Raw genomic sequence first — 24767 nt, forward strand, 5'->3', positions numbered from 1 at the left:
CATATTTCCTTCGCAGGAGCGTGAATCATCATGAAGAAAAAAATTGTTTTGGTAGGAAACGGAATGGCTGGAGTCAGCTGTATCGAGCAATTGCTTAAGCTAGCACCGAACCGCTTCGAAATTACGATCTTCGGAAGCGAACCGCACCCGAATTATAATCGCATCCTGCTATCGTCGGTTTTGGCCGGCGATGCCGATATGAAGGATATTGTGATCAATGATTGGTCCTGGTATGAAGAAAATCACATCACGCTGCACACAGGGCATACGGTTAACAAAATCGATACGGAACGCAAGCTTGTCAGCACGGATAAAGGGGTCAGCGTTCCGTACGATGAACTGATCGTCGCTGCAGGGTCGCTGCCTTTCATGCTTCCGCTGCCTGGCGCGGATAAAGAAGGCGTTATTGCCTTCCGGGATATAAAAGATTGCGAGACAATGATCGAAGCTGCGAAAAAGTACAAGAAAGCCGTCGTCATCGGCGGCGGTTTGCTCGGACTGGAAGCGGCGCGCGGCTTGCTGAACCTGAACATGGAAGTATCGGTCGTTCATATTAACGAATACTTGATGAATCTCCAGCTTGACAGAACGGCATCCTTGCTGCTGCAGCAAGAATTAGAACGGCAAGGCATGAAATTCCTGCTTAAGAAGAACAGCGAATCGATTCTCGGTAAAAAACGCGTATCGGGTCTCCGTTTTACCGACGGTACGGAAGTCGAAGCCGACCTTATTGTCATGGCCGTAGGAATTCGTCCTAACATTGCGCTGGCGAAAAACAGCGGCATCGAGATCAATCGGGGCATCGTCGTCAATGACTTCCTCGAAACGAACTTGCCTAATATTTACGCCATCGGCGAATGCGCCGAACATCGCGGAGTAGCCTACGGTCTGGTTGCTCCTCTGTATGAGCAGGGTGCAGTACTAGCCAAGCGGCTAGCCGGTGCAGAGACCGCAGGCTATCAAGGTTCCGTAGTGTCAACCAAGCTGAAAGTATCGGGTGTGGATGTATTTTCGGCAGGTGAATATGCGGATAAGCCGGATACTCGCGCGGTTCGCGTACAGGATGATTTTGAAGGGATTTATAAAAAAGTCGTCATTAGAGACGGCAAAGTGATAGGCGCCGTATTGTTCGGTGACATCAGCGACGGATCCCGCCTTTTCGCCATGATTCGCAACGGCGAAGATGTAACGGGCAAAGAAAAGACAGTGCTTCTTGGCGAAGGCGGGGGCAAAGCAAAATCCGGGGCAGACCTGGTGGCAGCGATGAGCGACGACGAGATCGTGTGCGGCTGCAACGGCGTATCCAAAGGTGCGATCGTGGGGGCTATCCAGGAGAAAGGCTGTTCGAGCGTTAATGATATCAAAGCATGCACCAAAGCTTCCGCTTCTTGCGGAGGCTGTAAACCGCTAGTTGCAGATGTGCTTACTTATGTACTCGGAGCAGACGGAGTGAAAACCGTTAAAGAAGGCATCTGCGGTTGTACGACGCTTGGACGTGATGAAGTGGTTGAAGCGATCCGCGGTATGAGATTAACGACATCTAAAGAAGTCATGAACGTGCTCGAATGGTCCAACACGGAAGGCTGCTCCAAGTGTCGTCCCGCGCTCAATTATTATCTTGGCATGGTATGGCCGGAAGAGCATGAGGACGAGAGAGAGTCCCGTTTTGTAAACGAACGAAATCATGCGAACATCCAGAAAGACGGCACGTACTCGGTTGTTCCGAGAATGTACGGCGGCGTAACGACTCCGAAAGACTTGAAGAAAATTGCAGAAATCGCGGAAAAGTACGAAGTGCCGCTTGTGAAAGTGACAGGCGGACAGCGGATCGACTTGCTCGGTGTGAAGAAGGAAGACCTGCCCGGCATGTGGGCGGATCTGGATATGCCTTCAGGCTACGCGTACGGCAAGTCGCTGCGTACGGTGAAAACATGCGTTGGCTCTACGTTTTGCCGCTTCGGAACGCAAGATGCCATCGGTATGGGCATTCAGCTTGAGAAGAAGTTCGAACGGCTATACACGCCTGCAAAAGTGAAAATGGCCGTCTCGGGCTGCCCACGCAACTGTGCGGAAGCGACGATTAAAGACTTTGGCGTTGTCGCGATCGACGGGGGTTGGGAGCTTCATGTCGGCGGCAACGGAGGGACTAAACTTCGCGGAACTGATTTGCTCTGCAAAGTGAAAACGGAAGAAGAAGTGCTGGAATGGTCAGGTGCTTACCTGCAATATTACCGGGAAACAGGCAAGTATAACGAACGGACCTCCGAATGGTTGGAGCGTATCGGTTTGGATACGATCAAGGCTGCGCTGGAAAGCAAAGAAGACCGGATCGAGCTCGTGTCCCGCATTGAGAAGACGCTGGGTCTGATGAAAGATCCGTGGAAAGAAATTATTGAAAAGCAAGAGCTTAACAAAACGTTCGTACCGATGGAAGAGCAATCGGCAGAGTCGATTTTGAAATAGAGGGGATGAGTCATATGAAACGGGTTCATGTTGGCAACATTTCGGAAATTGCGGAGAAAAGATCGAGGGTTGTCCGGATCGGGGCACTGGAAATCGCCGTATTCAAGCTTTCAGGCGGTACCATCAAGGCCATTGAGAATCGCTGTCCGCACAAAGCGGGTAAGCTCTCCGAAGGAATCGTGTGCGATCATCACGTATTTTGTCCGCTGCACGATTGGAAAATCGATCTGCATGACGGGCTTGTTCAAGCTCCGGATGAAGGCTGTGTAACGAGCTTTCAAGTAGAGATCGATGATGCAAGCGGAGATATGTATCTATACATTGCAGAGGAATGTATCAAGGCATCCTAGCCTGGGGAGAGGAACGCGATGCGACAAAATGGATCTGCCCTTGCGCTAGGGTTATCGACAATGGCTATGATGGCTTCGTTCGTCATCTGGAGCGTGTTTTCTCCGATTGCCGGACAAATCCAGGAGCTGTATCATCTTAGTACCATTCAAAAAAGCGTACTGATTGCCGCGCCGGTTCTTCTCGGATCGGTTCTGCGAATCCCGATGGGGATTTATACGGATCGTTTCGGCGGTAAAAGAGTCTTCGCTGCAACGATGCTGTTTCTTGTGATTCCTCTGTTTCTGGCCGGTTGGGCCCATTCCTATTGGCTTCTGCTGTTATGTGCCGTGTTTATCGGGATGGCGGGGACGACGTTTGCGATATCCCTGACTTATGTATCCAGATGGTTCCCTCCGGAGAGGCAAGGGCTTGTGCTTGGTTTGGCGGGACTGGGCAACTTGGGCGGAGCTGCGGCGAGCTATACATTGCCTTTTGTATTTAACAGCTATGGATTGCAATGGGTGTTTTGGAGTCTGGCGATCATGATTGTGATCGTGACCATAATTTTCTCGATCGGCACGAGAGATTTGCCCCCGCCGGCCAAAGTGAAGACATTCAAGCAATCGATGATTGTACTGAAGGAACGATCGACTTGGTATTTATCGATCTTTTATTTTCTGACTTTCGGCGGTTTCGTTGCTTTCGGAGCGTACTTGCCGACATTTCTTAAAGATTTATTTCAATTATCGGCGACGGACGCGGGCATGAAAACGGCGGGATTTGTCTTGATCGCCACGCTCATTCGCCCGTTAGGCGGATATATGGCCGACCGTATCGGTTCGCGCAGGGTTCTGACGGCCGTGTTTGCCGGAATCATTATTACATCGCTTGCCATGGCGGCGACCTTGCACCAATTTGCCGGATTCAGCGTGAGCTGTCTGGCGGCAGCAGCTTTACTCGGAGTGGGGAACGGGGCCGTGTTCAAGATGGTTCCCGAGGTCTCTGCGGGCAATACGGGAGCGGTCACAGGCATCGTCGGAGCTGCAGGCGGTGTGGGCGGTTTTTTCCCGCCGATCGTACTCGGCATTATTAAAGATTTAACAGGCGCTTATACGCTTGGGTTCGTTATGCTTATGCTTTTTGCCTGTGTTTGTCTCTGGCTGAACCAAGCGACCAAGCGCATGGCGATAGCCAAACAAAGCGCCGCGGCTTGAGTAAGCGGATGATCCGGAGCGGGAACGGAATTTCAGCAGGGGAATGTGGAGGTTAGGCATACATGGGGAAACAAAAACTTGTCTTAATCGGTAACGGTATGGCCGGTGTGCGCTGCATAGAAGAAATTCTGGCGCTTGCTCCAGGCCGCTTTGAAATTACGATTTTCGGTGGCGAGCCGCACCCGAACTATAACCGCATCATGCTGTCCAAGGTGCTTCAGGGCGACACGACGGTGAATGACATTACCATCAACGACTGGCAGTGGTACAAAGACAATAACATTACGCTCTATGCGGGAGATCCGGTCGTTAGCATCGATACGGCAAAGCGCAGGGTAACGAGCGAAAAAGGGGTTGCTGTCGAGTACGACCAGTTAATTCTCGCAACCGGTTCTTTGCCGTTCATGCTTCCGCTGCCGGGGGCCGATAAGCCGGGTGTGACGGCCTTCCGGGACATCAGCGATTGCAACAAAATGCTGGAAGCTTCCAAATCGTACAAGAAAGCCGTCGTGATCGGCGGCGGACTGCTCGGTCTGGAAGCGGCCCGCGGTTTGCTCAACTTGGGCATGGAAGTTCATGTGGTGCATATTTTCAATTATTTGATGGAGCGTCAACTGACCCCGACGTCAGCAGGTATGCTGCGCAAAGAGCTGGAAAAGCAGGGCATGCGCTTCCTGCTTGAAAAACAGACGGAAAAAATTATCGGCAAAAAACGGGTGGAAGGACTCCTGTTCAAGGACGGAAGCAAAGTAGAGGCCGATCTGGTCGTCATAGCGGTTGGTGTGCGTCCGAACATTAAGCTTGCGGCGGATAGCGGCATAGAGACGAATCGGGCGATCGTTGTAAATGATTATATGGAAACGAATGTGCCCGGTGTTTATGCGGTCGGAGAATGCGCGGAGCACCGCGGAATGGTATACGGACTCGTAGCGCCGTTATATGAGCAGGGCAAAGTGCTGGCGAAGCGGATTTGCGGCGCTGAAACCGAAGGCTATCCGGGATCGATCTTGTACTCGCAGTTGAAAGTATCCGGCGTAGAAGTGTTCTCTGCCGGGGAGATCCGCGATGCCGAGATTACCACTTCGGTTAAAGCGATCGACGGAATTCGCAACACGTATAAAAAAATTGCCGTTCGCGACAACAAAATCGTTGGAGCGGTATTGTTCGGAGACAGCAGCGAAGGCAATAAGCTGCTCGGTTATATTAAACAGAATGCAGACGTATCCGTGTTGGAGGAAGCGGCGGCAACGGGCGGCGGAGCGGATGAGGCTTATGCGGACTCGCTATCCCCTAACGCGACCGTGTGCTCCTGCAACGGCGTGACGAAGGGCGCGATTCTCGACGCGGTTCGCGAGAACGGATGCGAAAGCGTCGACGACGTTCGCGCGTGCACGCGGGCGTCGAGCACGTGCGGCGGTTGCAAGCCGCTTGTGGCGTCGCTGCTGCAGCTGGCGCTAAAGAGCAAGGACGCGCCGGCTGCGCCGAAGGAGACGGTGTGCGGCTGCACGGCGCACAGCCATGACGAGCTGCGCGCAGCGGTGCGCGGCGCAGGATTTGCTTCAGCGCGCGAGGCGATGAGCGCGCTGGGCTGGAGCAAGGCGGACGGCTGTGCAGTGTGCCGTCCGGCCTTGCAGTATTACGTCGGCCAGGCGCTGAGCGCTGCGGCTGCCGACGCGAATGCCGGAGCGGCTGCGCAGCCGGCTCCGGCGGCGAGCCTGCTCGCGGACGGCACGTATGCCGTCACGCCCCGCATGTACGGCGGCGTGACGAGCGCCGGACAGCTGAGACAAATTGCGGATGTGGTCGACAAGTACGACATTCCGCTTGTGAAGCTCACCGGCGGCGCGCATCTGGATCTGCTGGGCATCGATGCAGATCGGGTGGACTCCGTCGGTGCGGAGCTCGGACAGCCGGCAGCGTCGCCGGCTTTTGGCAAAACCATCGATTCCGTGGCAACTTGCGCAGGAATCGTCTACGATCGCGGCGCTCTGCAGGATTCCGTCCGGCTGGGCGCCAGCCTCGAACGCAGATTGGAGCGCCTGCAAATGCCTGCTGCGGTTAGCGTTGCTGTCTCCGCAAGCCCTCTGCACCGCGCTGGGACGCTTGCCAAGGATCTTGGCATAGTCGGCGCGCCAGGCGGCTGGGAGATCTACGTTGGCGGCAGCAGTGGCATGAAGCTCCGCAAGGGAGAGCTGCTGTGCATGGAGCCTTCGGAAGAAGCGGTACTGGAGCTGTCGGCAGCATACCTGCAGTGGTACCGTGAAGAGGCGAACTACGGCGAAACGACAGCACAGTGGATAGAGCGCATAGGCATTACACAGCTGCGGGAAGGATTATTTGATCTCCTGTTCCGCGCGGAGCTGATTGCAAGAATGAACCTCGAACAGCAGTTTTCCGAACATCAGCAAGTAAATCCGCAGCCTCCGGCTGCTTTGATAAGGTGAGCTGAGCGTATGAGTCGATTAGTAGAGCAAGAACAAGCTGGCAGCAGTTCTCTTCGCGTGATGGATACACAGTGTCCATTTTGCAGCGTACAGTGCAAGATGCAGGTTATTGAAGATCAGGGCGCTGATGGGGGGCGCCCGGTCTATACGGTTGTTCCCAAGCCGAATCTCGCTTCGGAAGGACGTCTTTGCATAAAAGGCATGAACGCTTACCAGCACGTGTTGACAGGCGAACGGATCCTCCATCCGATGGTAAAGAAGGAGGGGCAGTTCATCCGTATATCGTGGGAGGACGCGTATGAGCTTATGGTAAGCAAGTTTGCTGAGCTTCGCGGGGCGTATGGCAATCATACGGTCGGACTTTACGGCGGCGGTTCACTGACGAATGAATCCGCCTATTTGCTGGGCAAATTTGCGCGCGTTGCGCTGCAGACGAAGTACATTGATTATAACGGAAGATTTTGCATGTCGGCTGCGGCTTCGGCAGGAGTAAAAGTGTTTGGCATCGACCGCGGTTTGACGAATCAGCTTTCGGATATTGAATTGGCCGACTGCATCATATTGGCCGGGACGAATATAGCGGAGTGCCAGCCGACGCTCACGCCTTATTTTACAAGAGCGAAGGAGAAGGGCTCCTATATCATTGCAATCGACCCGAGGGAAACCGGTACGACTCGTATCGCGGATCTTCATCTGAGAGTGAAGCCGGGCATGGATGCGACCTTGGCCAATGGGATGCTGAAGGTTCTGCTTGATGAAGGTCTGATAGATGAGGCCTTCGTTCAGCAGCGCACCAAAGGTTTCGCAGAACTGAAAGCGCATCTGAATGCGCTCGACCTGAAGGAGATTGCCGAGTTAACCGGCGTATCCGCCGAACTGATCCGCAAAGCTGCGCTGGCTTACGGCAAAGCGGCAACCGGCATGGTATTCACGGCAAGAGGCGTAGAGCAGCAGACCGACGGGCATATGGCGGTCCGCAATTTCTTGAACCTCGTTTTGCTAACGGGTAAAATCGGCAAGCCCGGCTGCGGCTACGGTGCTGTCACTGGTCAAGGAAACGGTCAGGGCGGAAGAGAGCACGGGCAGAAGGCCGACCAGCTCCCGGGCTACCGTCTTATCGAGAATCCTGAAGACCGCGCTTATGTCGCCGGCGTGTGGGGAATTGATCCCAGCGAGCTTCCTAGCAAAGGCGTCTCTGCCTATGAGATGATGGAAAAAGTTTACGAGCAGGAGATTCGCGCTTTGTTCGTCATGGGCTCCAATCCGATCGTCTCCAACCCGAATGCCAACTTCGTGGAAGAAGGCCTGAAGAAGCTCGATTTTCTCGTAGTCGCCGACTTCCTCATGTCGGAGACTGCGCAGCTCGCAGACCTGATTTTGCCTGTGTCCGCATATCTCGAGAATGCGGGGACGCTGACGAACCTCGAAGGACGTGTGCTGCTGAGGGAAGCCGGCCGTCCTGCGCCGGGCGAATCAAAGCATGATTGGCAGATCCTTTGCGATTTGGCCGACAGATTAGGCAGAGGTTCATTCTTCAACTTCGCAAGCGTAGAAGACATCTTTAACGAACTCCGGTTGGCTAGCCGTGGTGGTGTAGCGGACTACTATGGCATCACCTATGACCGTTTGCGGAAGGAAGAGGGCGTATACTGGCCTTGTCCGGAGCCGGAGCATCCCGGCGCCAAGCGCTTGTTTGAATCTTCATTTCCGCTCCCGGAAGGCAAAGCGCTGTTGACTCCTGTGGAGAACCATCTGCCGAAGGAACTGGTCAGCGATGAGTATCCATTGTACCTGACTACCGGTCGTGTGCTTACGCACTATCTGACCGGCGTGCAGACAAGAAGAAGCCATTCTTTGGCTGCGCGTGATGTGGAGTCGTTCATGGAAATTCATCCGCGAACAGCTAAAAAGTATCGCATTGAAGATGCCACCCTTGTGAAGCTGGAATCCAAACGAGGCGTCATCTACGTACGCAGCCGGTTCAGCAGTGATATCCGTGAGGATACGGTATTCGTGCCGATGCATTGGGGCGATACTCAAAACGTCAATAAAATTACGCATGACGCGCTTGATCCGACCTGTAGAATGCCTGGTTTTAAGGTGTGTGCAGTAAACGTAAGCCCGTTAGTTACGGAATACGCCTAATATTATGGCCTTAAAAAAATGGATAGAGAGGCAGAATCATTCTGACCACTCTATCCATTATTCATTACTATGACTTCCTGCGCGTCGACTCACGTATTATCAATTGCGGCTGCATCCGCTTTGTCTCCCATGAGCGTTCCATGCCGTGGATGCGCTGCATCAGCATCGTTGCAGCGGTCACACCGAGCTCGAACGTGTCAATATTAAGCGAGGTGAGAGGTGGTGAGGTGTAAGCAGCAAGCGGGAACTGATCAAAGGTAACGATGCCGATTTCGTCCGGCACCTTCAATTTATGTTCGTGAATCGCCTTCAAAGCGCCGAATGCCGTGTAGTTGTTAATACAAACAACCGCATTAGGAGGCGTTTCGAGGGAAAGCAATTCTCTCATCAATTTATAGCCGTTCACTTCGTTCGCATAGCCCGGTTTAATATATTCATTCACGAAAGGCTTGCCATATTTCGCAAGAGCCTCTGTAAAGCCTGTTAGTCGTTTGCTGAAAATAGGCTCATTGGCCTCTCCGCCAACGAAAGCGCAGCGACCATAGCCTTGGAAGATCAGATGCTCGGTAATCAGCTCACCGCCTCTCTGATTGTCGATATCGACCCAGCTCATATCGGTGAAGCCAGGCAATTCGCCGATGGAGATAAAAGGGAAACCGGCTTCATTAAATGTTACCGCCATCTGTTTCGTTAGTAAGGAGTTGTCCAAAATGAAGCCATCTACCCGTTTATTGAAAACAAACCGATTCATCAATTGAAGGTTATCATGCGAATGATAATTGCAAATCGTCAACTCGTAGCCTAGCGGACCTATAACACTTTCTACGCCACCGATAATGTTATAAAAAAAGTAATTGAGAAAATCGTCACGTCTAGACATGTCTACAAGCAAGCCGACATTAAAGCTGCTCTTACGCGCAAGCTGCGTAGCAATACTGCTGGGGGTATAGTTCATTTCACTCATAACCTGACGTACTCTGCGCTTCGTTTCCTCCGATATGCTCGGAGCGTCATTCAGCACCTTAGATACGGTTGACTTCGCAACATTTGCTGCCTTGGCTATGTCGTTGATGGTTATTTTCATGGCGCCAATCCCCACTCCTATAAGCCTATAATGTTCACTGCCGATTATATACCATCTTACCACAGAAGCATGCAAATTGTTTTGGATATCTTAAATCAATTTTCTTGTTTTTTCCATTTAACTTTCTTTAAGTTTTGCATGATTTCGGATGTTATAGCCAAGTTAACGCTCGCATTATATACTGACTATGTATTTGAACGTTTCAATTAACATTGCGACTGGTAAACGCTTCCATTAAGGTTTTTTTTAGAATATCCTAGTAGGGTAGGGTGGAATGAACCAAGATGACGACTATAGGAAACCCTGTTAATGATCCGCTGTTACCCCTAATTGAATATGTGCCAATCGGAGTTGTGATGATTGGGAAGGATGGTCTGATCAAGAGAGTAAATCCAATTTTTTGCGAATTTATTGGGTATACAGAAGCGGAACTGTTGCAGATGAACGTACACGATTTTACGCATCCGGATGATAGGGAGTTAAGTCAGAACCGTGTTTCCGCTATCGAGCATTCTTCCAGTACCTTTAAATTGGAAAAACGGTATTTGCACAAAGAAGGTCACGTCATATGGGGACTTGTTCAGGGATTAAAAAAAACAAGCAGTGATGGATCCCCGGAACAGCCATATTATGTAGGATTTATTCAGGATATTACGCAATTAAAGCGACAAGAGGAAGAACTGAGGGCAACTAAAGAGAAATATGAATCTCTAATTCATAACTCCTCGGATGCCATTGTGATCTATGATTTAGAAGGTCATGTAATGAAAATCAATGAAGCTTTCACGCACATGTTTGGCTGGCAAGAGCACGATGTATTGGGTGTCCAATTACCCATTACCCCACCTGACAGATTGCAGAATGTGCAAGAGATTATTCGAAAAGTAGTTAGTGGTGAAATCATTCACAATATGGAAATGGTGAAAATGTGTAAGGACGGAACGCTCCTGGAGACGAGTATGTCGCTTTCGCCTATTCGCAGCGCGCAAGAGAATGTCATCATGCTGGCAGCCATCTTTCGTGATATCACGCTGCAGAAGGCACTGTGGCTTCAGGCTAAAGAGCAGGAGGAATCGTATAAGCAGCTGCTTGCCAACTGGCCGGATGCTTTTATGATCTTGAAGCAAGGCGTATGGGTATACAGCAATCCGGCAGGCTTACTGCTTCTTGGCGCAGAACGGGATGAGCAAGTGATCGGCCGGTCTGTGTTTGAGTTTCATCAAGCTGATGAATATGAACATATCCAATTGAAAATCAGTCAGGTGCTTCAAGGAGAAATCCACCGCAGTGAGCTGCAGAAATTTAAACGTTTGGACGGCAAAATCATCGATGTGGAAGTGACACGCATTCCTGCTGTCTATGAACAGGAGCCGGCCATCCATGTACTGATTCGCGACGTGACCGAACGCGTCAAGACGGAAGAGCTGATGCGCGTATCCGATAAATTGAATGCTGTAGGACAACTGGCTGCCGGCATCGCCCATGAAATCCGTAATCCATTGACCGCCATTAATGGGTTCGTACAACTGATGCAAACCAGGTATCCTGAGGCGCATCATTACTTTGACATCATCAAATCAGAAGTGGAACGCATCGATTCGATTACTAGTGAGCTCTTGCTCTTAGCGAAACCGAGTCTCAAGTCTTCTATGGCAGAGGATGTATGCGAGCTTTTGAACCAAGTATGCCCTCTCCTTGAGACTCAGGGAATCATGAGTAACGTGCAAATCATACGCGACTACAAGGTGGCACCGTTACCCGTTATGTGTGATGCCAATCAACTGAAACAAGTTTTCATTAATTTGCTCAAAAATGCCATTGAAGCCATGCCTGCTGGCGGACAAATAAAGATTGTTGCAGATCTTGAAGGGGATGAAATCCAGATTACCATCATAGATCAGGGACCGGGCATTCCCATTGAGCTGATGAACAGGATCGGGCAGCCCTTTTACACGACCAAACCGAATGGCACAGGCCTGGGGCTTGTGGTGAGCTACAACATCGTTCAAAATCATGGAGGAAGTATCACTATAGCGAACATGCAGAATGAAGGAGCTGCTTTCACCATAAAGCTGCCATGCGTCCGTAAGGAGGTATGAAGCAAAAAAAGGTCCATGAGTCGAAATGGTTATCACTTCGATTCATGGGCCTTTTCAAGTCAGATTTATATGGATGTCAGGGCTGCCGCCAGCTTTTCCGAAAATCTAACGGCGTCATCCCCTCTCTTTGTTTAAATGTTTTAATGAAAAAGCTGGTTTGATTATAGCCGGCATGTTCGGCAATCTGTCCAATGCTTAATCGCGAATATTTCAGCATGTCTTTAGCTAGCGACAATCGAACGTTAGTCAAATATTCGTTCGGCGAATACCCGGTGTATTTTTTGAATTCCCGAGCCAAATGGTACTTATTGAAGTTATGGTATTCGGCCAAATCATCCAAGGTAATTTTTTTGCTGCAATTTCGTTCCATTTCATTCATGATTTCGAGAATATACGGAGGAAACAGCGCTGTATGCTCTTCCGAATGTCTATGAATACTTTGGAGCAGCAGTTCGGTCAGTATTTCCAAAATCCACTTGGAGCTCAGGATGTCGGTATGAATACTACGGCGACCATGTGCTTGGAGCAGTTGATCGAACAGCGAAGGCAGCGGCGAGTCTTCGTTAAGTTCATGAATCGGACCGCCGGCGTTTTTGGAAATGAGTTCAAAATAGCTTTGACTGGTCCCGCCGTTAAAATGAAGCCATACCGTCTCCCATTGCCCCGGTGTACCGGTTTGGTAAACGTGCCGTTCCTTGCAATCGATCAAGAAAATGCTATTTGGTGAAAGTTTGTAGCCCTTGCCGCGATAGTGCAGCTGTCCGGATCCCGTTTTGGTCAGTAACAATAAAAAGGAATGATATTGCTCGCGGTCTGTATAGTAATTGCCGTTCGCGTAAAAATGTCCAACCGCCTGGACGTAAAAAAACATCGACTGCGCTAACAGACTTGGCGTAACTTCGATATTTACGGATTTCGGGTCGAGATCCCACTCAACCAGCAGCGGGTATTTACGCATAGAAATCACCTCAATTGATGAACAGCAAGATAGTCGTATTTTATCTCAATATTATGTGATGTTTTCCGATTTGTAAACGTGTACAATCGGTGCTATCCGGATTCATGATCCTCATAGAAAGAAGGTTTTGACTCATGTTATTATCACCGATTAAACCTGCAAAGCGTGCCCGCATTGGCCTTTATTCGATTGGATTGGAAGCGTATTGGAATCAATTTCCCGGCCTGCGGGAAAGATTGACTGAATATGGTGCGTTTTTGGAGCGGCAAATGTCGGCGTTCGGGGATGTATTCAATTTCGGTTTGGTCGACAATGAGAGCAAGGGACGACGTGCCGGGGAATGGTTTAACGAGAATCATGTAGATCTCATATTTTGTCACGCCGCTACGTATGCGACGAGCTCTACGGTGCTGCCCGTTCATCAACTGTGTACGAAGCCGGTTATTATTTTGAACCTGCAGCCAACGACCCGAATCGACTATGAGCGGACGACGACCGGTGAGTGGTTAGCTCACTGCGGCGCTTGTCCGGTACCGGAAATCTCGAATGCGTTCAATCGAGCCGGTATCCCTTTTCGCGTTATCAATGGACTTCTGGGATTGGATTATACGCCTGCGATTTCGTTAACGAACGAAAATACAGCTAAGCGGCCTGAATCGATTCTTGCCTGGAAACACATCCAGGAATGGATTCGAGCTGCTTCTGTCATCCGGACGCTTCGTCATTCCCGATTCGGATTTCTAGGCAACACGTACAGCGGTATGCTTGACATGTATAGTGATTTCACGATGATTCAAGCGCAAACGGGCGTTCATGTTGAGGTGCTGGAGATGTGTGACTTGGATCGCATGCTAGCCACGGTTACCGAGTTGGAAATTCGCGGGAAGCTTGAGGAAACACAGCATATTTTTGAAATCAGCGGAGATTCGCCTTCAGACCCTATAGCCAAAAGACCGACAGAGGAGCAAATGCGGTGGGCTTGCCAAGTAGCTGTAGCACAGGAAAAGCTGGTGAAGGCTTATGATTTGGATGCTCTCAGCTATTATTATCATGGAGCGCCGGGCGGAGCATACGAAAAGCTGCAGAGCGGGTTTATTTTAGGACATTCGCTTTTAACGGCTCGCGGCATTCCGTGTGCGGGTGAAGGCGATCTAAAAACCGCTGTGGCCATGAAAATTTGCGATATTTTGGGAACAGGCGGAAGTTACTCGGAAATAGTGGTCGTCGACTATGAAGATCAAACGATCCTTCTAGGTCACGATGGTCCTTTCCATATCGCGATTTCCGATGGGAAGCCGATTCTGCGAGGCATGGGACTGTATCACGGCAAGCAAGGCACGGGCATTTCCGTTGAGGCGAAGGTGAAATCAGGCCCGATTACAACACTGAATGTAACCCAAACCGGCGATGGCCGACTCAAGCTGATCATCAGCGAAGGGGAATCTACGAACGGACCCATTATGCAAATAGGAAATACGCAGACACCCGTGCGCTTCCGTAAGGATCCCGACGCTTATATGGAGCAATGGTTCCAAGAGGCGCCTACACATCACTGTGCGATGTCGATCGGCCATAACGCTTCTTTGTTCAAAAAGGTTGGTGAATTGTTATATTGTAAACATGTGACTTTATAGCCATACCGAACCAGAATACGAAATGGAGATGAACAAATTTGGAACATATTTCATTTGTATTGCGAATTGATCCTTTGGACGAAGAAGCGTATATGAAACGTCATGAACATGTGTATCCTGAGCTTGAGCAAGCTTTCGGACAAGCTGGCATTCATCGATACCACATTTACTATCATGAAGGTACTCTTTTTGCTTATATGATGGTGGATAATTTCGAAAAGGCTATGAAGCGGCTTGCCGATCATCCGGCCAATGTCAAATGGCAAGCCTACATGGCGGATTTGCTTTTGCCCTGGGAAAACGGTGAAAATGTGAAGATCATTAAAGAGGCGTACAGTTACGTGAAATAACGTTCAGAGAACTAACTCGATCACTATATGTAAAGCTAACGGCTAACGCTGCGTCACCATGGCGCATTGTTAGCTTTTTTGTTTTGGGGGACATTGAGTGTGCATTTAAAAAGAGAACAAACATAAACGAAAGAAACATGCTATAATAAACCCAATCGACAATATTTGTACTTTCCATCCTATAAGGGGTTTTTATCATGTTTGCCATTGAACGGTTGAATAAAATTAAAGAGCTGCTCTTACAACAGAAACGTGTTGATGTGTTCGAACTTAGTGAAAAATTCTCCGTAACGGAAGTTACGATTCGAAGAGACCTTGATAAGTTAGAGCAGACGGGCTTTCTTGTTAAAACATACGGCGGCGCCGTGTTGAATGATAAATTGAATTCGCTTCCAACAACAACCGCTGATACGGATCAGAAATATGCGGAAGAGAAACGGATGATCGGCAAAATTGCGGCCCAAATGGTTGAGGACGGGGAAGCGATTTTTTTGGGTGCAGGTTCGACATGTCTGGAGATTGCCAGGAATATTAAAGATAAAAAGGTGACCGTGCTAACGAACGATCTGGCGATCGGCCTTGAACTTAAAGACGCCTCAGGGCTGAAAACGATTGTGATCGGTGGAGATTTGGTTCCTTCATCCACCATGCTGGTTGGCGGCTTCGCTTTGCAAATGTTAAGAGGCATCTATGTGAACAAAGCGTTTATCGGCGTAAAGGGCGCGCAGTTTGATTCCGGTTATACGGTAAGTCATTATGATGAAGCTATGATCCTGCAGGAAGTAGGGAAAATATCAAGCGAGATCATCATCGCAGCGGATTATTCGAAGTTTAATTTAAAAGGCTTTGCAAGGCTTGGCGACCTAACGATGGCTAAAAAAGTAATCACGAACACCCAAATTCCCGGTGCTTACAAAAAATACTACTTCGAACAGGCGGTTAAGCTGTATACAACCTTTGAGTTTAAGTAAGACACTGTTTTTCTAACCGTTTATTCTAAAGAGAAGAAAAGGGGCAAGCAGGGTGGAAAACTTCTTACAGATGAAAGGAATAACCAAGCAGTTCAATGACAATGTCGTACTGAACGCCATCGATTTCTGCGCGGATGCAGGTCAAGTACATGCATTGATCGGGGAGAACGGAGCTGGAAAATCAACACTGATGAAGGTGCTAGCAGGCTTGTATAAGCCTGATGAAGGCGAGATTTTGATAGGCGGCGAGCAGGTGTTCATTTCGAATCCTAAGCAATCGCAGGAGCTGGGAATTGCAATGATCTATCAAGAGATCCGATTGTTTCAAGATCTGGACATCGCTGAAAACGTATTCATTCGAAGAGAACCGATCAAGAAGTGGAATCGGCTTATTGATTGGGATAGGGCATACAGTGAAACCCGCAAATATTTGAGTGACTTCGGATTGAACATTAATGTCCGCACGCCGGTCAAATCGCTCAGCTCCGGTCAGCAGAAGTTTGTTGAGATCATTAAAGCTTTATCGCAAAACGCCAAAATCATTATCATGGATGAACCGACGGCGGCCTTGACGGAGCAGGAAATCCAGACCTTGTTCAAAGTGATCCGCGATTTGAAAAAGCGGGGCGTTGCGATTATTTACATATCCCATCGGATTGAAGAAATTATTCAAATCGCCGATCAGGTGACGGTCATCCGGGATGGAGAGTCCGTTCAGACGTGCAACGTCGATGAAATGGAGCTTAATGATATTGTCAAAGTGATGGCCGGTAAAGAACTGGAGGACCGGTTCCCGAAGTTGAAGGTGAAGTTAGGAACAGAAGTGCTGCGCTTGGAAGATGTGTCGTATTACGGGCGTATTCGCAACATTAATCTCGATGTTAAACGAGGAGAGATTATCGGTTTGACCGGGCTGAGCGGCTCCGGGAGACGGACGCTTGCGAAAGTGCTGTTCGGCATTAATGAACCCTACGAAGGGAAAATTGTTCTGAAGGGCAAGACCTATACATCGATAACCCCCCATATGGCGAAGAAGAACGGACTATGTTATATGACGGGCGTTAATTCAGAAGAAGGTCTTCTGACCGACTCGTCAATCGGGGAAAATATTACGCTTACGAATCTGGAACGAGTCTCCAGTTTTGGCTTTCTAAGTGCGGAGAAGGAGAGAGGGTTGACCCAAGATCTGATCGAACGCTTGGAAATCGAATCCAGTGAATCGGAGAATGTCAGTAATTTGAGCGGGGGCAAACAAAAGAAAGTGATTTTTGCAAAATGGCTGTTTGCAGGCGCAAAAGTGCTGATCATTGACGAACCGACAGCGGGTATCGATATCAGCTCGAAAATCGACATTTACAACATGATGAATGAGCTGGTCTTGTCCGGCGCTTCCATCATTATGATTTCATCCGATTTATCGGAAATTATGGGGATGTCCGACCGGATTGCCGTCATGTATAACGGCGAGATCCGGAAAATGTTTCAGAGAGAAGAGGCGACGCAGGAGCAGATTCTGTACTACGCCTCGGGGGGCAAATAGGCGAGAGACTCCGAAGCCTCATAGATCTATTGTCTATGAGGCTTTTTTATGTATACGGATAATGATCATAAACGAACATAAAAATAAATAAAAGAAAATAAAATCATAGACTTATTTGGTTCGGTGTGGTATATTCTACTCACAGATAAGAATATTCAAACGGGTAGGGGATAACAATGAGTGAATATGTTCTTGAATTGAGAGCGATTACAAAAACATTCCCGGGAGTCAAAGCTCTTGATCACGTGCATTTCCAGCTCCAAGCAGGGGAAATTCATGCTTTGATGGGCGAGAATGGCGCAGGGAAGTCCACTTTTATTAAAGTGATCACAGGCGTTCACCAGCCGGATCAAGGGGACATTTTTGTAAACGGTAACAAAGTTGTTTTTCATAATCCCAATGATGCCAAAAGATATGGAATAGCAGCCATTTACCAGCATGTGACCTGCTATCCGGATCTAAGTGTAACCGAGAATATTTTCATGGGGCACGAAAAAGTACATAAAGGAACAAAAAGAATCTTATGGAACGAGATGCATGCGGAAGCTAAAAAGCTGCTCGATACATTGGGAGCGAATTTTGAACCTAAAACGCAAATGGGGACGCTTAGTGTGGCGCAGCAGCAAATTGTAGAAATTGCGAAAGCGCTCTCAACCAATGCGAAAATAATTATCATGGATGAGCCAACCGCAGCTCTGACCAAACGTGAGAGCGAAGAGCTGTACCGAATTACCGAGCAGCTGAGGGACAGCGGTGTTGCGATCATTTTCATTTCGCACCGGTTTGAAGATATGTATCGCTTGGCCAGCAAGGTTACGGTGTTTCGAGATTCCCGGTATATCGGTTCCTGGGGCGTGAATGAAATATCCAATGAAGACTTGATCGTAGCGATGGTGGGGCGTGAAATTGCGCAGCTCTATCCCAAAAAAGAGGCTATAATCGGCGAAGAATTGCTCCGCGTGGAAGGACTGGGAAGAACAGGCTATTTTGCGGACATTTCGTTTCAATTGCGCAGAGGAGAGGTTCTTGGACTTACCGGATTGGTTGGGGCCGGTCGTACGGAAGTGAGCCAGACGCTCTTCGGGATCGAGCAAGCCGATCAGGGCGGTATTTATGTAAAAGGAACAAAAACGAACATTCGAAATCCGCAAGATGCGATCAAATTGGGAATCGGTTATTTGCCGGAGGACAGACAGAAACAAGGGCTTGTGCTGGAGTGGGATATCGGGCGGAACATTACGCTCTCGAACATTGGCCATTATGCCAGAAGAGGTTGGCTCAACGAGTCGCAAGAGTCGCAAGTCTCGAAGTCGTTAGCGGAGAAGGTAAGCGTAAAAGCGCAGAGCATTTTCGACCTTGTCAGCTCGCTGTCGGGGGGCAATCAGCAAAAGGTCGTTTTTGCCAAGCTGCTTACAGCAAATCTGGATATTTTGATTCTGGATGAGCCGACGAAGGGGGTTGACGTCGGAGCCAAATATGCGATTTACGAGATTATCAATGATTTGGCTGCTCAAGGCTACGGCATTATTCTTATTTCGTCGGATATGCCCGAGGTGATCGGTATGAGCGATCGGATCATCGTCATGCGGGAAGGAAGAATAACGGGGCGGTTGGATAAAGAGCATGTGACGCAGGAAGCGATTCTGGAAGCTTCTATGAGCAGCCAGCCTTTACAAACCCATGTCGGCATCGGTTAATCAAGGGGGAGGAGGAATCCAGACATGAGTCAACAAGCCATAGAGAAAAGAACGTTCAGCCAAACAGGTGAACAAAGGACCCTCGGTGCGCAGATCGCAAAGTTTCGTGAGCTCGGCTTACTGTCCTTCATCATCATTCTATCGATCATTGTGCAGTTGAACAATGCCAGTTTTCTAACATTGGAGAACATTAATGATTTAATTACGAACACAGCAATTCTAAGCATACTGAGCGTTGGCATGATGCTTGTTATCATCACGAGGGGAATCGACCTTTCGATCGGCGCTACCCTCGCGCTTTCCGGGATGATATCGGCCATGACGGTCAGCGCTTATCCGGGAATGCATCCGATGCTGGTTATCCTGCTCGGTACGTTAGTGGGCATCGTGAGCGGCGTCATCATCGGGTTTTTGATTTCGAAAACCGGCGTGCTGCCGATCATTGCAACTTTAGGGATGATGAATGTCATACGGGGTCTCACCTTTACGGTAAGCGGCGGGAAATGGGTAAGCGCCCATCAAATGCCCGATAGCTTTAAAGCCATTGCAACGGGTTCTGTTTTAGGCATCAATACACTGATCTTTATTGCGATTCTGATCTACATCGTGTTTTACTATTTCATCAATCATACGCGAACGGGCCGGCAGATTTATGCGGTGGGAAGCAACCCTGAATCCGCTAAAATCAGCGGAATCAATAACGATAAAATATTATGGATGGTCTACTCGATTATGGGCGGACTGGCGGGACTCGCAGGCGTGCTTTGGGTATCCAAGTTCGCGTCGGCTCAAGGGGATACGGCTTCCGGTTACGAGTTAAGCGTCATTGCTGCGTGCGTACTGGGAGGCGTCAGCATTGCCGGCGGATCGGGGAAAATATCCGGTATCATTCTGGGATCGATCCTGCTTGGTATCTTGAACAATGCACTGCCATTGATCAACGTCTCTCCATTCTGGCAAATGGCGATTCAGGGCACGATCATCCTTATCGCTGTACTCGTAAATGCATTGGTGAAGAGAGGCGTGGACCGCAATCACCTCATGAGGAGGAAGATTTAACGAATGGAACTGAGAACGATTCAAGCTAAGAAAGATTTTAATTACAAGACCTTCTTCCTTCAGTGGGAATGGCTTCTAATCCTGATATTCATTCTGGTTAATATTCTGAATGCAAATTTATCCCCTTACTACATGAATGTAGATAACCTGCGTGACGCGACGATGGGATTTCTCGATAAAGCATTTATCGTGCTGCCGATGGTGTTGGTTATGATTCTTGGCGAAATTGATATCTCCGTTGCCTCTACAGTGGCGCTTTCATCCGTGATTATGGCGGATCTGTATAGTCATGGCGTTCCAATGGGGCTTGCCATTCTCATCAGCTTACTGGTTGGAACCGTATGCGGGCTCATTAACGGATTTCTCATCGTCAAGTTTAAGGAGCTCTCGTCGGTTATTATTACACTGGCTACGATGATTATTTATCGTGGAATTGCTTACATGCTCTTGGAAGATCAAGCGAAGGGGCAATTCCCGGACTGGTTCAGCTTTTTCGGGTGGGAATATGTCGGCGGCATTCCTTTCATCCTGATTGTTTTCATCGTTTTCGCGGTCGTCTTCGGGTTGCTGCTTCATAAGACAACATTCGGCCGACGTATCTACGCGATGGGCAATAATATGACGGCAAGCAGATTCTCAGGCATTCAAGTCGATAAAATCAAAATCATCGTTTTCGCGTTGACAGGATTGATGGCTGCAGTAACCGCGATCTTCCTGACTTCCCGAATGGGAAGTACGAGACCGAACGTCGCAACAGGCTATGAGCTTGATGTGATTGCTATGGTTGTGCTTGGCGGAATTAGCACGGCAGGAGGCAAAGGGAGAATGATCGGCGCGATTATCGCTGTCTTCCTGGTTGGTATGCTCAGCTACGGATTGGGTTTGGTCAATGTTCCTGCGCAAGTTTTGCTTATCATCATCGGTTTGCTGCTTATCTTTGCGGTCGTTATTCCGAAATTGAAGATCAAGAAGCTTCGCAAGGTTTAATCGGGTTATACAACGGCAGGCAAGACGAAAGTAGAATACGTGCTCAAGGGTGAACAACTGAAAATCATATCAGCGGCCTGTCTACTGTTATGCTTTGGTTTTCACCCGCTATAATATATAGTTTACCCGGGGATAGTATATATGTTAATTGCGCAAATATCTCTCTTTCGACGAATGCCGCTGATTATGTATAAATGAGAAAACAAAAAAAGGGAGGATTTCATTTATGAAAAAAGTATTTGCTACATGCTTGACTGCCGTACTTACATTGTCGCTTTTGTCCGCATGCGGTCAAACGACGACAACGAACAATGCGAAAGAGAGCAGTGCTCCGAAACAGACGGAGGCGGCGAAACCTGCCGACAATGCTTCGGGCGGCAAGAAAAAGTATGCTATCATTTTCAAAAATACGGGGAACCCATACGGCGAAAAACAGATGGAGGGTTTCAAAAATGCGATCACCGAGCTGGGGGGCGAGGCAATCCTCAAAGCGCCGGACCAACCGACTGCCGAAGCGCAGATTAAAATGATTGAAGAGCTGATTTCCCAAAAAGTCGATTCCATCTCGATCGCAGGCAATGATCCGGATGCGCTTCAACCCGCATTAAAAAAGGCGATGAATGCCGGAATTAAGGTGCTTTCTCTTGACTCCGCTGTAAACTTCAAGAGCCGTTTGGTTCATATTAATCAAGCAGACCCTGAGCGAATCGGGCGTGTGCAAGTGCAAGCGATCTCCGAAATGATCGGCGGAAAAGGCGAAATTGCCGTGCTTAGCGCCACTTCCCAGGCTACGAACCAAAATACGTGGATCGAATGGATGAAGGAAGAACTCAAAGATCCGAAATACAAAGACATTAGACTGGTTAAAGTGGCCTATGGAGACGACCTTCGCGATAAAAGCGTATCCGAAACCGAAGCGCTCCTTAAATCTTTTCCGAACCTGAAAGGCATCATCTCTCCTACGACTGTCGGTATTGCTGCAGCAGGTAAAGTGCTCACGGACAAAGGCCTAAAAGATAAAGTGCAGCTGACAGGTCTTGGTCTTCCAAGTGAAATGGCCCAATATATCGAGAGTGGCGTCAGCAAGTGGATGTATCTCTGGAATCCGATTGATGTTGGTTACCTTGCAGGTTATACAGCCGATGCGTTGGTAAAAGGCACGATTACAGGTAAAGAGGGCGACAAATTTAAAGCCGGAAGATTAGGCGATAAAGCTATTGTGAAGGATGGAGACGGCACTCAAATTATGCTTGGCGACCCGTTCAAATTCGATGCTTCCAATATTGCCGAGTGGAAAAAGGTTTATTAATCAGATATTTTCTATTATTTACAAACGATGAACCGTCCGTGATCTTCCGGACGGTTTTTTTCCATTGCCGGAGGCGCGTAAACGGTAATTCCGAATTGGTGGTCTCTCTGTTATAATGGTTTGAGATGCAAAAAAATCGCGGCGGATGCAGAAAGATTCATAATTGATGAGGTGACTGATGAAAGCGTACTTGGAATTACTACAAGACATTCTGGACCATGGTGTTAAAAAAGAAGACCGCACGGGAACCGGCACGATATCCGTATTCGGCAGACAGCTGCGCTTCGATTTAACCAAAGGTTTTCCATTGTTGACAACGAAAAAATTGCATATGAGATCGATCGTTCATGAACTGCTTTGGTTTTTGAGCGGGGTTACGAATGTAACCTATTTGCGTGAAAATGGCGTGACCATTTGGGACGAATGGGCGGATGAAGAAGGGAATCTGGGCCGCGTATACGGCGCGCAATGGAGAACGTGGCAGGCGCCCAATGGACAAGTCATTGATCAGATTTCCGGGCTGATTCATCAGATCCGGACGAATCCCGATTCGCGCAGGCATCTGGTCAGCGCTTGGAACGTTGCAGAGATTGAAACGATGGCATTGCCGCCATGCCATTACGCTTTTCAATTTTATGTGGCGGACGGTCGTTTGTCCTGCATGTTCCAAATGCGATCCGTGGACACTTTCCTCGGTCTGCCCTTTAATATTGCTTCTTACGCGCTTTTGACCCATATGATCGCTCAGCAGTGTGATCTTGAAGTCGGGGATCTGATATGGACGGGCGGAGATGTTCACATCTATTTGAACCATTTGGAGCAAGTGAATCTCCAACTGACTCGCGAGCCGTACCCAAGCCCTGAACTTAAGATCCATAGAAAGCCGGAGTCGATCTTCGATTACAAATTTGAGGACTTTGAATTTGCAGGTTATCAATCCCATCCGGGGATTAAAGCTCCGATCGCGATTTAGTTAGCCTGGCAGATGTAAGGAAAGGAGGATTTCGATGAGCATTTCATTTATTTTTGCCATGGATCGGAATCGAGCTATTGGCGTAAACAATAAGCTTCCGTGGTACCTTCCTGCTGATTTGAAGTTTTTCAAATCGGTGACGATGGGACATCCCATCCTGATGGGTCGGAAGACGTATGATTCCATCGGTAAGCCGCTGCCAGGCAGACGGAATGTAATTCTGACGCAGAATCGTCAGTTTCAGGCTGAGGGCTGTGAAGTTGTTCATTCGGTGGAGGAAGCAGTTGAAGCGTTCCGTGACGAAGAACTGTTCGTGATCGGCGGCGCAGAAATTTTTCGCTTGATGACGGATGTGGTTGATCGGATGTACATTACCTACATTGAGCATGAATTTGAAGCGGATACCTATTTTGGGGAAATGGACATGTCGGAGTGGACGCTTGTCTCCAGCGAGCAGGGCGAACGCAACGAGAAAAATCCGTACGAATATTATTTCCGAATCTATGATAGAAAGAAGGCGTAGCCTGTGAAATATTTTGCCGTATTGCTGCCGATGAAGGATGAGGAGCTTAGCAAAGAGCACAGACCTGCTCACCTCACCTATCTTGAAGAGCGAAGAAGCGATGGGAAAATTTTCGCAAATGGGCGATTCGTGGACGGCTGGGGCGGTCTCGTTATCTACAAGGCGGAGACAATGGAAGAAGCGAAGCAGCTTGCAGAAGCGGACCCATTCGTTAAATTAGGCGCAAGACATTGCGAAATCCATGAATGGGATATTGTCATTAGTTAAAAAAAAGCCCCGGCGCGTCTCCGGTGCATAGAGAAAGCCCTGATCCAGGTTATAGGTCAGGGCTTTCCGATTGCTATCTCCGTTTTTTTACAAGCGAAATGATTAAGGACAGCGCGCCCAGTATAACAGCCGCAATGGATAAGTACAAGGATGTGTTCCCGGATGCAGTTCCTGTACCGGCCGTACTTGCACTCGCCCCGCCTGCAGCGGTATGGCCATGGCTGTCTGCAGCAGCGCCGGCAGCTTTCGGTTTTACAGTTGTTACAGAAGCGGGCTTATCAGCGCCTTCTGCGCCAACCCATTCAACAACGCTGCCGTCTTTGTAGGTTTGATAAGCTTTCCATACGATCTGCGTAGCGGTATCGGCTACTTTACCTTGCATATTGAATTCGCCGAATTCCGTTTTGGATAATCCGTCGCCGGTTGCTGTCCAAGTGACTCCGGTAATTTTGCCGGATGTATCTTTGGCCAGCTCGTATGTCCAGCCTGGTTTCGGTTCAAAACGGGAGATGGCTACCGAATCAAGCGGGAATTTTACTTCAACCTTAACGGTTGGAACATCTTTCTCGGTGGGTACGCGAACCGTAAATTTCTCATAGCTTCCTTGGGTCGACTCTTTAGGCGATACCGTTACATGGGCGCTTGCAATCCCGGCTAGCAGCATGGAGCCGGCGAGTAAAATTCCTACATTAAACATCAATTTCTTTAACACTTTATTTC

General features: G+C 48.8%; 20 protein-coding genes. 17 read left to right on the plus strand and 3 right to left on the minus strand.

Annotation, left to right across the window (positions count from 1 at the left end; genetic code table 11):
* The first annotated feature begins 30 nt into the window (after window positions 1-30).
* The 5 genes from nirB (ICC18_RS07680) (at window position 31) to nasC (ending at window position 8596) form a co-directional block, all read left to right on the plus strand.
* Window positions 31-2463 (plus strand): nitrite reductase large subunit NirB, encoded by a 2433-nt coding sequence (gene nirB / locus ICC18_RS07680; RefSeq protein WP_188173769.1) that lies wholly within the window; start codon window positions 31-33, stop codon window positions 2461-2463.
* Window positions 2464-2477: 14 nt separating this feature from the next.
* The gene (gene nirD, locus ICC18_RS07685) at window positions 2478-2813 is read left to right on the plus strand and encodes a nitrite reductase small subunit NirD (protein ID WP_188173770.1); all 336 of its coding nucleotides are present in this window, start codon (window positions 2478-2480) and stop codon (window positions 2811-2813) included.
* A gap of 18 nt (window positions 2814-2831) precedes the next feature.
* Complete coding sequence (locus tag ICC18_RS07690) at window positions 2832-4007, plus strand: MFS transporter (protein WP_188173771.1); 1176 nt, start codon at window positions 2832-2834, stop codon at window positions 4005-4007.
* A 62-nt stretch (window positions 4008-4069) separates the two neighbouring features.
* Window positions 4070-6451, plus strand: a complete 2382-nt coding sequence (nirB, locus tag ICC18_RS07695; protein WP_188173772.1) for a nitrite reductase large subunit NirB — start codon at window positions 4070-4072, stop codon at window positions 6449-6451.
* A gap of 9 nt (window positions 6452-6460) precedes the next feature.
* Window positions 6461-8596, plus strand: coding sequence for an assimilatory nitrate reductase catalytic subunit NasC (gene nasC, locus ICC18_RS07700; RefSeq protein WP_223192384.1), 2136 nt, complete (start codon window positions 6461-6463; stop codon window positions 8594-8596).
* Window positions 8597-8663: 67 nt separating this feature from the next.
* Here nasC and ICC18_RS07705 read toward each other — a convergent pair whose 3' ends face one another.
* Window positions 8664-9680 carry a LacI family DNA-binding transcriptional regulator gene (locus ICC18_RS07705; RefSeq protein ID WP_188173773.1) on the minus strand — a complete coding sequence of 339 codons (1017 nt, stop codon included), beginning with the start codon at window positions 9678-9680 and terminating at the stop codon, window positions 8664-8666.
* A gap of 284 nt (window positions 9681-9964) precedes the next feature.
* Between ICC18_RS07705 and ICC18_RS07710 the strand changes: the two genes are divergently transcribed.
* A complete protein-coding gene (locus ICC18_RS07710) occupies window positions 9965-11779 on the plus strand; it encodes a PAS domain S-box protein (protein WP_188173774.1) in 1815 nt (604 codons plus the stop codon).
* A gap of 76 nt (window positions 11780-11855) precedes the next feature.
* Here the strand turns inward: ICC18_RS07710 and ICC18_RS07715 are convergent, their stop codons facing one another.
* Window positions 11856-12737: an AraC family transcriptional regulator gene (locus ICC18_RS07715; protein ID WP_188173775.1), complete on the minus strand. Its 882-nt coding sequence runs from the start codon at window positions 12735-12737 to the stop codon at window positions 11856-11858.
* A 134-nt stretch (window positions 12738-12871) separates the two neighbouring features.
* Between ICC18_RS07715 and ICC18_RS07720 the strand changes: the two genes are divergently transcribed.
* The 11 genes from ICC18_RS07720 (at window position 12872) to ICC18_RS07770 (ending at window position 24047) form a co-directional block, all read left to right on the plus strand.
* The gene (locus ICC18_RS07720; RefSeq protein ID WP_188173776.1) at window positions 12872-14371 is read left to right on the plus strand and encodes an L-fucose/L-arabinose isomerase family protein; all 1500 of its coding nucleotides are present in this window, start codon (window positions 12872-12874) and stop codon (window positions 14369-14371) included.
* Between the two features lie 38 nt (window positions 14372-14409).
* Window positions 14410-14721: an L-rhamnose mutarotase gene (locus ICC18_RS07725; RefSeq protein ID WP_188173777.1), complete on the plus strand. Its 312-nt coding sequence runs from the start codon at window positions 14410-14412 to the stop codon at window positions 14719-14721.
* A 197-nt stretch (window positions 14722-14918) separates the two neighbouring features.
* Window positions 14919-15692, plus strand: a complete 774-nt coding sequence (locus ICC18_RS07730) for a DeoR/GlpR family DNA-binding transcription regulator (protein WP_188173778.1) — start codon at window positions 14919-14921, stop codon at window positions 15690-15692.
* A 52-nt stretch (window positions 15693-15744) separates the two neighbouring features.
* A complete protein-coding gene (locus ICC18_RS07735; protein WP_188173779.1) occupies window positions 15745-17232 on the plus strand; it encodes a sugar ABC transporter ATP-binding protein in 1488 nt (495 codons plus the stop codon).
* A gap of 176 nt (window positions 17233-17408) precedes the next feature.
* Window positions 17409-18929 (plus strand): sugar ABC transporter ATP-binding protein, encoded by a 1521-nt coding sequence (locus ICC18_RS07740; RefSeq protein WP_188173780.1) that lies wholly within the window; start codon window positions 17409-17411, stop codon window positions 18927-18929.
* Window positions 18930-18953: 24 nt separating this feature from the next.
* Window positions 18954-19988 (plus strand): ABC transporter permease, encoded by a 1035-nt coding sequence (locus ICC18_RS07745; protein ID WP_188173781.1) that lies wholly within the window; start codon window positions 18954-18956, stop codon window positions 19986-19988.
* Between the two features lie 3 nt (window positions 19989-19991).
* The gene (locus ICC18_RS07750) at window positions 19992-20975 is read left to right on the plus strand and encodes an ABC transporter permease (protein ID WP_188173782.1); all 984 of its coding nucleotides are present in this window, start codon (window positions 19992-19994) and stop codon (window positions 20973-20975) included.
* Between the two features lie 226 nt (window positions 20976-21201).
* Complete coding sequence (gene rhaS, locus ICC18_RS07755; protein WP_188173783.1) at window positions 21202-22284, plus strand: rhamnose ABC transporter substrate-binding protein; 1083 nt, start codon at window positions 21202-21204, stop codon at window positions 22282-22284.
* A gap of 178 nt (window positions 22285-22462) precedes the next feature.
* A complete protein-coding gene (gene thyA, locus ICC18_RS07760) occupies window positions 22463-23257 on the plus strand; it encodes a thymidylate synthase (RefSeq protein ID WP_188173784.1) in 795 nt (264 codons plus the stop codon).
* A gap of 34 nt (window positions 23258-23291) precedes the next feature.
* Window positions 23292-23780 carry a dihydrofolate reductase gene (locus ICC18_RS07765; protein WP_188173785.1) on the plus strand — a complete coding sequence of 163 codons (489 nt, stop codon included), beginning with the start codon at window positions 23292-23294 and terminating at the stop codon, window positions 23778-23780.
* A 3-nt stretch (window positions 23781-23783) separates the two neighbouring features.
* Window positions 23784-24047, plus strand: a complete 264-nt coding sequence (locus ICC18_RS07770) for a YciI family protein (RefSeq protein ID WP_188173786.1) — start codon at window positions 23784-23786, stop codon at window positions 24045-24047.
* A gap of 73 nt (window positions 24048-24120) precedes the next feature.
* Here the strand turns inward: ICC18_RS07770 and ICC18_RS07775 are convergent, their stop codons facing one another.
* Window positions 24121-24744: a YcnI family copper-binding membrane protein gene (locus tag ICC18_RS07775; RefSeq protein WP_188173988.1), complete on the minus strand. Its 624-nt coding sequence runs from the start codon at window positions 24742-24744 to the stop codon at window positions 24121-24123.
* Between the last annotated feature and the right edge of the window lie 23 nt (window positions 24745-24767).

This window comes from Paenibacillus sedimenti, assembly GCF_014534655.1.
Classification (GTDB): domain Bacteria; phylum Bacillota; class Bacilli; order Paenibacillales; family NBRC-103111; genus Paenibacillus_E; species Paenibacillus_E sedimenti.

Excerpts from the sequence above, each read along its gene's own strand:
- nirB (WP_188173769.1), top strand. The coding sequence starts at position 31 with ATGAAGAAAAAAATTGTTTTGGTAGGAAACGGAATGGCTGGAGTCAGC.
- ICC18_RS07730 (WP_188173778.1), top strand. The coding sequence starts at position 14,919 with ATGTTTGCCATTGAACGGTTGAATAAAATTAAAGAGCTGCTCTTACAA.
- ICC18_RS07720 (WP_188173776.1), top strand. The coding sequence starts at position 12,872 with ATGTTATTATCACCGATTAAACCTGCAAAGCGTGCCCGCATTGGCCTT.
- ICC18_RS07705 (WP_188173773.1), bottom strand. The coding sequence starts at position 9,680 with ATGAAAATAACCATCAACGACATAGCCAAGGCAGCAAATGTTGCGAAG.
- ICC18_RS07765 (WP_188173785.1), top strand. The coding sequence starts at position 23,292 with ATGAGCATTTCATTTATTTTTGCCATGGATCGGAATCGAGCTATTGGC.
- thyA (WP_188173784.1), top strand. The coding sequence starts at position 22,463 with ATGAAAGCGTACTTGGAATTACTACAAGACATTCTGGACCATGGTGTT.
- nirB (WP_188173772.1), top strand. The coding sequence starts at position 4,070 with ATGGGGAAACAAAAACTTGTCTTAATCGGTAACGGTATGGCCGGTGTG.
- ICC18_RS07715 (WP_188173775.1), bottom strand. The coding sequence starts at position 12,737 with ATGCGTAAATACCCGCTGCTGGTTGAGTGGGATCTCGACCCGAAATCC.
- nasC (WP_223192384.1), top strand. The coding sequence starts at position 6,461 with ATGAGTCGATTAGTAGAGCAAGAACAAGCTGGCAGCAGTTCTCTTCGC.
- ICC18_RS07750 (WP_188173782.1), top strand. The coding sequence starts at position 19,992 with ATGGAACTGAGAACGATTCAAGCTAAGAAAGATTTTAATTACAAGACC.
- ICC18_RS07775 (WP_188173988.1), bottom strand. The coding sequence starts at position 24,744 with ATGTTTAATGTAGGAATTTTACTCGCCGGCTCCATGCTGCTAGCCGGG.
- ICC18_RS07745 (WP_188173781.1), top strand. The coding sequence starts at position 18,954 with ATGAGTCAACAAGCCATAGAGAAAAGAACGTTCAGCCAAACAGGTGAA.
- nirD (WP_188173770.1), top strand. The coding sequence starts at position 2,478 with ATGAAACGGGTTCATGTTGGCAACATTTCGGAAATTGCGGAGAAAAGA.
- ICC18_RS07690 (WP_188173771.1), top strand. The coding sequence starts at position 2,832 with ATGCGACAAAATGGATCTGCCCTTGCGCTAGGGTTATCGACAATGGCT.
- ICC18_RS07710 (WP_188173774.1), top strand. The coding sequence starts at position 9,965 with ATGACGACTATAGGAAACCCTGTTAATGATCCGCTGTTACCCCTAATT.
- ICC18_RS07740 (WP_188173780.1), top strand. The coding sequence starts at position 17,409 with ATGAGTGAATATGTTCTTGAATTGAGAGCGATTACAAAAACATTCCCG.
- rhaS (WP_188173783.1), top strand. The coding sequence starts at position 21,202 with ATGAAAAAAGTATTTGCTACATGCTTGACTGCCGTACTTACATTGTCG.